Origin of the sequence: Aliihoeflea sp. 2WW (assembly GCF_000497755.1) — a bacterium.
Lineage (GTDB): Bacteria > Pseudomonadota > Alphaproteobacteria > Rhizobiales > Rhizobiaceae > Aliihoeflea.
In genome coordinates this window covers 76,766-87,225 of the sequence record NZ_AYOD01000010.1, presented here as the reverse complement: position 1 = coordinate 87,225, position 10,460 = coordinate 76,766, and the positions used below count along the sequence as shown (strand labels likewise).

Annotated in this window: 11 protein-coding genes; all 11 read right to left on the bottom strand. The window is 63.9% G+C overall.

The window, feature by feature from the left end:
- The coding region (gene trbL / locus ALII_RS0106750; RefSeq protein WP_024586562.1) for a P-type conjugative transfer protein TrbL at positions 1–930 on the bottom strand (930 nt) is incomplete at its 3' end.
- Positions 927–1,196 carry a putative entry exclusion protein TrbK-alt gene (gene trbK-alt / locus ALII_RS0106745; protein WP_024586561.1) on the bottom strand — a complete coding sequence of 90 codons (270 nt, stop codon included), beginning with the start codon at positions 1,194–1,196 and terminating at the stop codon, positions 927–929. The genes trbL and trbK-alt, both read right to left, overlap by 4 nt.
- Before the next feature lie 13 nt (positions 1,197–1,209).
- The gene (gene trbJ, locus ALII_RS0106740) at positions 1,210–1,980 is read right to left on the bottom strand and encodes a P-type conjugative transfer protein TrbJ (RefSeq protein WP_024586560.1); all 771 of its coding nucleotides are present in this window, start codon (positions 1,978–1,980) and stop codon (positions 1,210–1,212) included.
- 2 nt (positions 1,981–1,982) lie between these two features.
- Complete coding sequence (gene trbE, locus ALII_RS0106735; RefSeq protein ID WP_024586559.1) at positions 1,983–4,511, bottom strand: conjugal transfer protein TrbE; 2,529 nt, start codon at positions 4,509–4,511, stop codon at positions 1,983–1,985.
- 11 nt (positions 4,512–4,522) lie between these two features.
- Positions 4,523–4,786, bottom strand: a complete 264-nt coding sequence (locus ALII_RS0106730) for a VirB3 family type IV secretion system protein (protein ID WP_024586558.1) — start codon at positions 4,784–4,786, stop codon at positions 4,523–4,525.
- A complete protein-coding gene (locus ALII_RS0106725; protein WP_024586557.1) occupies positions 4,786–5,151 on the bottom strand; it encodes a TrbC/VirB2 family protein in 366 nt (121 codons plus the stop codon). Before ALII_RS0106725 ends, ALII_RS0106730 begins: the two co-directional genes overlap by 1 nt.
- Positions 5,148–6,146, bottom strand: coding sequence for a P-type conjugative transfer ATPase TrbB (gene trbB, locus ALII_RS0106720; RefSeq protein WP_024586556.1), 999 nt, complete (start codon positions 6,144–6,146; stop codon positions 5,148–5,150). The genes ALII_RS0106725 and trbB overlap by 4 nt, the downstream gene beginning before the upstream one ends.
- A 190-nt stretch (positions 6,147–6,336) precedes the next feature.
- Positions 6,337–7,227 carry a LysR family transcriptional regulator gene (locus ALII_RS0106715; RefSeq protein ID WP_024586555.1) on the bottom strand — a complete coding sequence of 297 codons (891 nt, stop codon included), beginning with the start codon at positions 7,225–7,227 and terminating at the stop codon, positions 6,337–6,339.
- Positions 7,228–7,307: 80 nt separating this feature from the next.
- The gene (locus ALII_RS0106710; protein ID WP_024586554.1) at positions 7,308–8,282 is read right to left on the bottom strand and encodes a nitronate monooxygenase family protein; all 975 of its coding nucleotides are present in this window, start codon (positions 8,280–8,282) and stop codon (positions 7,308–7,310) included.
- A 139-nt stretch (positions 8,283–8,421) separates the two neighbouring features.
- On the bottom strand, positions 8,422–9,975 hold the full coding sequence (locus ALII_RS0106705; protein ID WP_024586553.1) for an AMP-binding protein: 1,554 nt from the start codon (positions 9,973–9,975) through the stop codon (positions 8,422–8,424).
- 47 nt (positions 9,976–10,022) lie between these two features.
- Positions 10,023–10,406, bottom strand: a complete 384-nt coding sequence (locus ALII_RS0106700; RefSeq protein WP_161632246.1) for a MaoC family dehydratase — start codon at positions 10,404–10,406, stop codon at positions 10,023–10,025.
- Positions 10,407–10,460 lie beyond the last annotated feature (54 nt).

Genomic DNA, 10,460 nt, shown 5'->3' with positions numbered 1-10,460 from the left:
GGCCGACATGCGCCCGCCCGCGCCGATTGCAGCCGCACCGCCGCCTGCGGCGGCACGCGCGCCCATGTAGCCCGCCGCTCCCATTCCGGCCACGGCCAGGCCGGTTCCGACAGCCGCGCCGGCGCTGAGTTGCGGTGCGCCGGAAACAAGGCCGGTGGCGATGCCGGGACCGAAGATCGAGAGGCCCATCAGCGCCAGCGCGCCGAGCGCCAGCGACATGGCGTCGGTGATGGTGGGCTCATCCGGGAAGCCGGAGGTGAACTCTCCGAACAGGCCGGAGCCGATGCCGACGATCACCGCAAGGACGAGGATTTTGACGCCGGAGGCGACGATGTTGCCGAGCACCTTTTCCGCGAGGAAGGCGGTCTTGCCGAACAACGCGAAGGGGATCAGCACGAAGCCGGCGAGCGTCGTCAGCTTGAACTCGATCAGGGTGACGAAGATCTGGACGGCGAGGACGAAGAAGGCGACCAACACGATCGCCCAGGCGATCATCAGCACGACGATCTGGATCAGGTTCTCGAAGAAGGAGAGATAGCCCATGAGGTCGCCGGCTGCCTCGAGGATGGGCGTGCCGGCGTCGATGCCGACCTGGGCGACGCGGCCGGGCTGGAGAAGCTCCGTACCGGAGAGTGAGCCGCCGCCGGCCTGAAGGCCGAGGTCGGAGAAGCTCTCGAAGACGATGTTGGCGAGCCAGTTGAAGTTGCCGATGATGAAGGCGAAGAAGCCGATATAGAGCGTCTTCTTGATGAGCCGCTGAAGCACGTCCTCGTCGGCACCCCAGGCCCAGAACAGGCCGGCGAGCGTGATGTCGATCACGATCAGCGTGGTGGTGAGGAACGCGATCTCGCCGCCGAGCAGGCCGAAGCCGGAGTCGATGTAGCTGGTGAAAACGCTGAGGAAGCGGTCGATGACGCCGACGTCGTTCATGGCCGGTCTCGCTCCTCGCGCGTGCCGAGGAAGCGCCGACGATGCTCGGCCCATGCCTTCTGGCAGGCTGCATCGTCGGCGGCCGCCATGCCGAGGTCGCGGCAGCGAACAAGCGCGGCACTGGCGGGCTCGCCGCCCGGATCACGGAGGCGGGTGGCGGGGGCGTCATCCTCCGAGCCTGCCTCGCGCAGCGCAGCGACGGCAGCAATCATGGCTGCGCCGATGGCGAGGACGGCGATCATCCGGGCGGCGATCTTCAGGTCCATCGCTCGCGTGTCCTCAATCGTTGAACATGCGAACGGTGGACGGGGTGTAGTCGCGGCCGGACATGAAGCGGCCGAACTGCTCGCGGGCCTGCTCCTGCGCGGCCGCGCGCCGCGACTGCTCCAGCGCCTCGGCGCGACCCTGGGCGGCCAGCATGGCGGTGAGGTCCGCGATCTGGGCAGCCTGCACGGCAAGCAGCTCATTGCCGGCCTGCGTCGCCTGAAGGACGCCGACCGCCGCTTGGCTGGCGCCGACCAGCGAACGGGTCTGCGCCTGCGTGCCGTCGATGTTGCCGACCGCGACCGCGCCGGTCTTCAGCGAGTCCTCGTAGGCCGAGAGTGACTGTTGCCAGCGCTCGCGGGCGGCGGCGACAAGCTGCTCGCCGGTCTTGTCGCCGGCGAAGTCGCGATAGGTCGAGGCGAACTGGCTCTCGATGTCCTGCACGCTGTAGGCGAGCCGCTCGGCCTGGCCGAGCAGGCTTTTCATCTCCGAGAAGTTGCCCTCGATCTCGGAGATCATGGAGGTCGGCAGGCTCGCGAGATTGCGCGCCTGGTTGATGAGCATCTGCGCCTCGTTGGCGAGCGACGTCACCTGATTGTTGATCTGCTCCAGAGCGCGGGCGGCCGAGAGAAGATTCTGGCTGTAATTGGTCGGGTCGTAGACGATGCGGCCGCCGAAGAACTGCGCGTGGGCGGGCGCGTGCGGGCCGACGACGACGGGAACCGCGACAGACAGCGCGAGCGCGCCGGCTGCGAGAGCGTGGGGCAGACGGACTTTTCGTGGCATGGTCAAACCTCCTGTTCGGTTGACGGGTGGACGGGATCGGGGTCGCCGTCCGGAACCGGCTCCTGCGCGACGATGGGCGCGTCGGCCGAGACCGATCGGTCGATGACATTGGTGAGGTCGGGAACGAGATCGGCGGCCCAGGCGAGGCCGTTGGCGTGCAGCCAGGCTTCGAGGAAATACGGCCGCGAGCCGTCGCGCAGCAGCTCGTCGATCAGCGCGTGAGCCGCCTTGTCGGAGGAAGCGCAGAGCGCCAGCGCGACATGGCCCAGGCCAAGCTCGAACAGGCGGTTGCCTCGTCTTGACTGGCAGTAGTAGTCGCGTTTGGGCGTGGCGCGGGCGAGGATCTCGATCTGGCGGTCGTTGAGACCGAACTGGCTGTAGACGGCGGCGATCTGCGGCTCGATGGCACGCTCGTTGGCGAGGAAGATGCGCGTCGGGCAGCTTTCGACCAGCACCGGGGCGATGGGCGACGCCTCGATGTCGGCCAGTGACTGCGAGGAGAAGACCACGCTGACATTCTTCTTGCGCAGCGTCTTCAGCCATTCCTTGATCTTGTCGGCGAAGCCGCCATCGTCGAGCGCGCGCCAGCCTTCGTCGATGACCAGCAGCGTCGGCCGGCCGTCGAAGCGGGCCTCGATCCGGTGGAAGAGATAGGAGAGCACGGCGGGCGCAGCTCTCGTGCCCACCAGCCCCTCGGTCTCGAACGCCTGAACATCGGCCGAGCCGAGATGCTCGTGCTCGGCGTCGAGCAGGCGGCCATGCGCGCCGCCGATGCAGTATGGTCGCAATGCCTGCTTCAGCGCCGAGGATTGCAACAGCACGGTCAGGCCGGTGATGGTGCGTTCCTCGATCGGCGCGGAGGCAAGCGAGGTCAGCGCCGTCCAGATGTGCTCCTTCACCTCCGGCGAGATGGCGACACCCTCGCGCGTCAGGATGTCGACCAGCCAGTCGGCCGCCCATGCCCGCTCCGGCGTGTGCTGGATGTGGGCGAGCGGCTGGAGCGAGACGGAGGACGAGGAGGCATCGTCGGAGAACGAGCCGCCGAGGTCTTGCCAGTCGCCGTCCATCGCCAGTGTGGCGGCGCGGATCGAGCCGCCGAAGTCGAACACGAAGACCTGGGAGTTGAGGTAGCGGCGGAACTGGAGCGACATCAGCGCCAGCAGCACGGACTTGCCCGCGCCGGTCGGGCCGACCAGCATCAGGTGGCCGACGTCTCCGACATGGAGCGCGAAGCGGAACGGGGTCGCGCCTTCGGTCTTGGCGTAGAACAGCGGCGGGGCATTGAGATGCTCGTCCTTCGCCGACCCTGCCCAGACCGCCGAGAGCGGGATCATGTGGGCGAGGTTCAGTGTCGAGATCGGCGGCTGGCGGACATTGGCATAGACTTGTCCGGGGATGGAGCCGAGCCAGGCTTCGATCGCGTTGACGCCTTCGACGATGCAGGTGAAGTCGCGGGACTGGATGACCTTCTCGACCAGGCGCAGCTTCTCGTCGGCGATCGAGGGATCGGCGTCCCACACCGTCACCGTGGCGGTGACGTATGCCTCGCCGACCTGATCCGAGCCGAGGTCCTGCAGGGCCGCGTCGGCATCGGCGGCCTTGTTGGCCGCGTCGGTGTCCATCAGCACCGACGCCTCGTTGGTCATCACCTCCTTGACGATGGCCGCGATCGACTTGCGCTTGGCGAACCATTGCCGCCTGATCTTCGTGATCAGCCGCGTGGCGTCGGTCTTGTCGAGCATGATCGCGCGCGTCGACCAGCGGTAGAGAAAAGCGAGCCGGTTGAGGTCGTCGAGGATTCCGGGGAAGGTCGTGGTCGGGAAGCCGATCACGGTCAGCGTGCGCAGATGGAAATCGCCCAGGCGCGGCTCCAGCCCTCCGGCAAGCGGTTGGTCGGCGAGCAGCGCGTCGAGGTGCATCGGCGTCTCCGGCACCCGGACGCGATGAGGGGAGACCGATATGGTCGAGTGCAGGTAGGTCAGCGTCTCGCTGTCGTCGAGCCATTCGGCCTCGGGCACGAAGCCTTCGACCAGATTGAGCACGCGATCGGTGCGGTCGACGAAGCCCTTCAGAAGCTCCCACGGATCGACGCCGGATCGCTCGCGGCCCTCATAGAGCCAGCTTTCCATGCGCGAAGCTTCCTCGGCCGGCGGCAGCCAGACGAAGGTGAGGAAATAGCTCGACTCGAACAGCACGCCGCTGTCCTCGAACTGCTCGCGGCGCTCGATGTCGAGCAGCGCCGAGGCGGAATCTGGAAACAGGCTTTCGGGATAGTCGGTGGCGGGGTTTCGCTGCGCCTCGACGAAGATCGCCCAGCCCGAGCCGAGCCGGCGCAACGCGTTGTTGAGCCGCGCGGTCGTGCCGACCAGCTCGGCCGGCGTGGCGCTGTCGAGGTCCGGCCCGCGAAAGCGCGCGGTCCTCTGAAAGCTGCCATCCTTGTTGAGCACGACGCCGGGCGCGACCAGCGCGGCCCAGGGCAGGAAGTCGGTAAGGCTGGCGCTCTTCGTTCTATATTCGGCGAGATTCATCATGGCGGCGAACCTCAGATTCCGAGGTGGGTCGGATAGCGCAGATGCCGACGCACCACGTCGACGAACAGCGCGTCGCGCTTCGCCGCCCAGACGGCAGCGAAATGACCGATCGCCCAGATGGCGAGGCCGGCGATCCAGAGCCGCAGGCCGAGTCCGACCGCGCCGGCCAGCGTGCCGTTGAGAATCGCGACGGCGCGCGGAGCGCCGCCGAGCAGGATCGGCTCGGTCAGCGCGCGATGGACCGGCGCGAAGAAGCCGCGAACGTCCTCGTCCATCACGCCAGCGCTCCGCCGCCGAAGGAGAAGAACGACAGGAAGAAGGAGCTGGCCGCAAACGCGATCGACAGGCCGAACACGATCTGGATCAGCTTGCGGAAGCCGCCGCCCGTATCGCCGAAGGCCAGCGTCAGGCCGGTGACGATGATGATGATGACCGCGACGATCTTCGCCACCGGCCCCTCGATGCTTTCGAGGATCTGCTGAAGCGGCTCCTCCCACGGCATGGAGGAGCCGGCGGCCCAGGCCGGGGCCGTATAGAGCAGCCCGGCGGCGGTGATGCCGGCCGTGCCCAGGCTGTCGAGAAACGTGCCGGAAAGCAGCCGGCTCCGCAGGCTGCGGAGAGGATCGGGTTTCGTCGTCATGCGGGGTCTCCTTTCGAGAGGCTGGGGGATTCCAGCGTTGCGCTGAGCGTGCGGTAGTCGCCGGTGGCCGGATCGAGCCCTTCGACCAGGGCGATTTCGGTAAGGCGGCGCTCAGTGCCGCGGCCGGAGAGCACGGCGATGATGTCGATCGTCTCGGCGATCAGGGCGCGCGGGACTGTGACGACGGCCTCCTGCACGAGTTGCTCAAGACGGCGCAGCGCGCCGATCGCGGTGTTGGCGTGGATGGTACCGATCCCGCCGGGGTGCCCTGTCCCCCATGCCTTGAGCAAATCGAGCGCCTCGCTGCCTCGGACCTCGCCGACCGGGATGCGGTCGGGCCGCAGCCGCAGCGACGACTTCACGAGGTCGGAAAGCGAGGCGACGCCATCCTTGGTGCGCAGGGCGACGAGGTTCGGCGCCGCGCATTGCAGCTCGCGCGTATCCTCGATCAGCACCACGCGATCGGAGGTCTTCGCGACTTCCGCGAGCAGCGCATTGGTGAGCGTGGTCTTGCCGGTGCTGGTGCCACCGGCGACCAACACGTTCCTGCGCTTCTCGACGGCGAGCCGCAGGACATCGGCCTGGGTGTCGGTCATGATGCCGGCGGCGACATAATCGCCGAGCGTGAAGACGGCGACCGCCGGCTTGCGGATGGCGAAGGCCGGCGCGGTGACGACGGGTGGAAGCAGGCCCTCGAAGCGCTCGCCCGTCTCCGGCAGCTCGGCCGAGACGCGAGGGGCGTCGGGGTGAACCTCGGCACCGACATGGTGCGCGACCAGGCGCACGATGCGCTCGCCATCCGCCGGGATCAGGACTTCCTCGGTGGCAACCAGTCCTTCGCGCAGGCGATCGACCCAGAGACGTCCGTCCGGGTTCAGCATGACCTCGACGATTGCGGGGTCTTCCAGATAGCGCGCGATCGCGGGACCGAGCGCCGTGCGCAGCATGCGCGCCCCACGCGACAGTCCTTCGTTCTGATGATGATGTGCCGGCATCCCGTCCCCGCTTCCGGCCATCCGCAACACGGTCGGATGGCGACGGGGACAATCAAGAAAGGCATAATTTGTGTGCCGGCAACCGGATTATTCGGGGTTTCGTAGCCGGGCGTAGGGCGTCGAAAAAATACTTGAAATCCTCGGCGCGCAGAGCAGCGTCACCGTCACGCTGGAGGCATGGGAAAGCGAATCATCCGTGCCGCTTCAGGGCGTCGATGAAGGTCTTGAGCGCGGGATTGATGTTGTCCGGCTTCCAGCAGGCGATATAGCCGAGACGGGTCGCACCGTTGCCGTCGTGCAGCGGCCGGAAGGCCACGCCGAGGCTGGAAAGCCCGACAGCGGATTCGCATTGCAGCGCGATGCCCTGGCCGTCCGCGACCTCGCTCAGCAGACTTTCGTGGCTGAGACGCCTGGTTACGATCTCAGGGTGGTCCGAAGGTGCGGCGAGATGGCGAATCAGCACCATGCGAATGTCCGGGCCTGGATCGTGGTGGGTGACGAGGAAGCGCTCGCCCTTCAGTTCCGGCCAGTAGATCACCTGCCTTGCGGCAAGAGGGTGGCATTCCGGTAAAACCACGACGAGTTGATCCGACCAGAGCGCGATGGATTCGAAAGCCTCGCACTTGCCGGTGTCGCCGAGAATCACGGCGGTGTCGATCACGCCGGATAGCACGCCTGCCGATAGTTCGACCAATGGCGTCTCGACAAGCTCGATCTCGATCTTGGGATATTGCCGGCGGAAGTCGCGCAGCGCGGCGCGGAACCTGCCGGTGGAGAGCGATTTGTAGAAGCCCACAACGACATGGCCTAGCTTCCCCGCACCGCGCGCCTTCGCCCGCTCGGCTAGACGGTCGATATCCTCGATGATGCGGCGAGCTAAGACGAGGAACTCGTCGCCGGCCGGTGTCAGCCGTGCGCCGGCCGTGGAGCGATCGAAAAGCGCGACGCCGCCAAGTTCTTCTTCCAGTTCTTTGATCCGCTTGCTGACGATGGGCTGGCGCACGTTGAGTTCGTTTGCCGCGGCGCTGAAGCTACCGTTTCTTGCACTGGCGATGACGTATTGGAGGTGGCGTATATCCAACCTTGACCCTCCTCGACAGTCAACTGCGGTACGAATCTAGGAGAAATCGTCACCACGGCGTTGAGATTATCCAGAACTCGTCAACCAGCGAGGCGGGCGAGCTGATCGCTGATAATGACCTCCGCGTCAGACATGATGCGGTCAATCAGTTGCTTCACGCTTGGTACATCGTGGATCAATCCTGCTACCATTCCGCATGACCACGCGCCGGCGTCCATCAAGCCATTCTGCATGATCTTCGGATAGACGCCCGCGATGTCTTCTCTGATGTCGTCGAATGTAATGGATGGACCTAACCGGCGTTCCTTCTCCAAAATACGCTCGACTGCAGCGTTATTCAGAACGCGCTCTGTATTCTTGAGCGGCCTCATGATCAGCCGGGTATCCAACTCGGAAGCGTCCAGGATTGCCTGCTTGACGTGTTCGTGCACCGGAGCTTCCTTGGTGGCGATGAAGCGCGTGCCCATATTGATGCCGTCCGCTCCGAGAGCCAAAGCTGCAACCAATGACCGGCCGTCGACCATGCCACCAGATGCCACAAACGGTACCGTCAGTTCGTCTGCAGCGCGTGGCAAGAGGATGAAGTTGGGCACGTCGTCTCTACCCGGGTGCCCTCCACATTCGAAGCCGTCGACGCTTATCGCATCGCATCCCAATGCCTGGGCCTTCAGGGCGTGCCGGATCGAGGTGCATTTGTGGATCACCTTGATCCCGGCTGCCTGAAGGCTGGGCAGCCACTTCCGGGGATTGTCTCCAGCGGTCTCAACGATTTTGACGCCACCTTCGATTATCACGCGAATAAAACTCGCATAGTCTGGCGCATTGACCGCAGGCAACAATGACAGATTGACCCCGAATGGTTTGCCGGTTATCTCCCGGCAGCGATAAATCTCCTGAGCTAACCGCGTCGGCGTTTTGAGCGACAGCGCCGTGATCATCCCCAATCCGCCAGCGTTCGACACGGCCGCCGCCATCTCTGCAAAGCCCACATAATGCATTCCACCTTGAATGATCGGGTGCTCAATGTTCAAGAGTGTGGTGATGCGGGTTTTCATGTGATGTATCGCTGAATAATTTCGGGTGTCATAGCGGGGCATTTTTTTGTGTGCAGCTTCGAAGCGGGATCGCGAAGAGCACATCGCAGTCGCGGCTGATGCGAGTTCGGAAAGGAAAAGAGCCTTGCGCTTCGCTAGTTTAGTTCACCATACGCGTTTTGTCGGCCCAGTACTTCGCCCGCACTTCGCGCTTAAGGATTTTTCCCACAGCGCTTCGGGGAAGTTCATTGGCGATAACAATCTGCTTGGGCGCCTTGAGTGAGCCGATCTTCTCCTTGCAATATGCAATCAGTTCCGCCTCAGTTATGCTTGCGCCCTGAGCGAGTTCAACCTCTGCAAGGATCCGCTCGCCCCATTTGGGATCGGGGGCGCCGACTACCGCGCAGTTCTGAACCGCTGGATGAGATAGCAAGACCGTCTCGACTTCGATCGAAAAGACATTGAATCCACCGGTGATGATCATGTCCTTCTTTCGGTCGACAATGTAGAAGAACCCGTCGGCGTCGCGGTAGCCGACATCTCCTGTGAGGTGCCAACCGTTCTGGGCAACCTCCGCCGTCGCCTGAGCATCCTTGTAGTAGCCCAGCATGATGCCTGTGGTGCGGATGACAAGTTCTCCAATCTCACCGTCGGGCTGAAGTTGCCCATCCTTCATGATGGCGACCATGCAGAAAGGAGTGGCCCGGCCACAACTGGCGAGCCGCGCCGGCGCATGCCGGACGGCTTCGACATGGTCTTTTGTCGACAGGAACGTGTTCGGGTAGGATGCCTCCGCCTGTCCGTATGCTTGGCACATGGATGCCCCAAATACTTCGATTGCCCGCTTGACCTTCTCCGGAGCCATCGGTGATGCCCCGTACAGAAAGCATCGCATGGAGGAATAGTCGAATTTGCCAATATCCGGATGATCGAGAAGTTCGTAGATCAAGGTCGGAGGGAGGAACGTGTGAGTTACGCGAAACTCCTCGACCAGGGAGAGGATCAACTGCTTGTCCGGCTTGGAGAGCAGAATGCCGGTTCCGTTCTGGGAAAGCACCGTCTGCATCAGGTAACCGGCGGCGTGCGTGAGCGGAGCGGCAGCGAGGTAGATCGGTCGATAATCGCATGGCTCCATGGCCATCATGTTCGCCACATGAGTCTCCATTCCGCGATGCGCCACCATCACGCCTTTCGGTCGACCGGTAGTGCCACCGGTGGGCTGGATAAGCAGCAGCCGATTCGGATCGTGGGGGATCTCGAATTCATCGGCCCCATAACCGTCTATCCACTGGTCGAGGGAGGGGGCGCTGCCAGCAGCGCTATCGATGCAGACATACTCCTTGATACGCGGAGCGAACCTCCGGACGGTATCCATCGCCTGCTCGAATGCCGATGTGTAGAACAGTATCTCGCAGTCCATCGCGTCGAGAAGCGAGGCGTTCTCCTCCACGGAGTTGCGCGAATTGATCGTGATCGGCGCCATGCCCAGACGAAACAGCGACAGATAAGTGACGAATGCGCCAATTTCGTTCAGCGCAAGGATCGCTCCGTGACCGCCGGTATTGTAGCCGCGACCTTTAAGGGCATTTCCGATCCTGAATGTTAACGCTCGTACTTCGTCGTATGTCATCTGCTCACGGGTCACACCGTCGATCAAGCAGACCGTGTCTCTCCCGGCACTCCAGCCACGTTCAAAGTAGTCGATTCCGTTCATGTTTCTCTCCCATTTTAAACTCCACCCGGCGCGACAACTCTGGCGGACTAGTAAAACGGTTCCCTGCTTACGAGGCAGGTCACCGAGCCCGTTACCAGTCGTATTCCGTCCTGCGAAAGTTCGCCTTCAAGTTCGACGAGATGGCGCCCGGCTCGTTGCTGCGGCTCGACGCGTCGGATCGTCCACTCGATCGTCAGCGGGACGTTCGCCGGCGTGGCCCGCCGAAGGGTGAATGCCATCTGGATTCCTAGCCCGGCTCCGCGGCTCGTCAGGAAGCGGGATGCAACGCCCATCATGTACCCGGTCACATGCCCTCCAGAGGCGATCAGGCCGCCGAACCGGCTCTGGCGCGCAAAATCGGTGTCGTGATGGATCGGATTGAAATCACCGGTCAGCGTGGCGATCTCGCGAATCGATTCGTCGGTGAACACCGCCGGTTCGGAAAAGTTTTCGCCGACCGAGAATGCGCACTCCGTCAGTGCCTC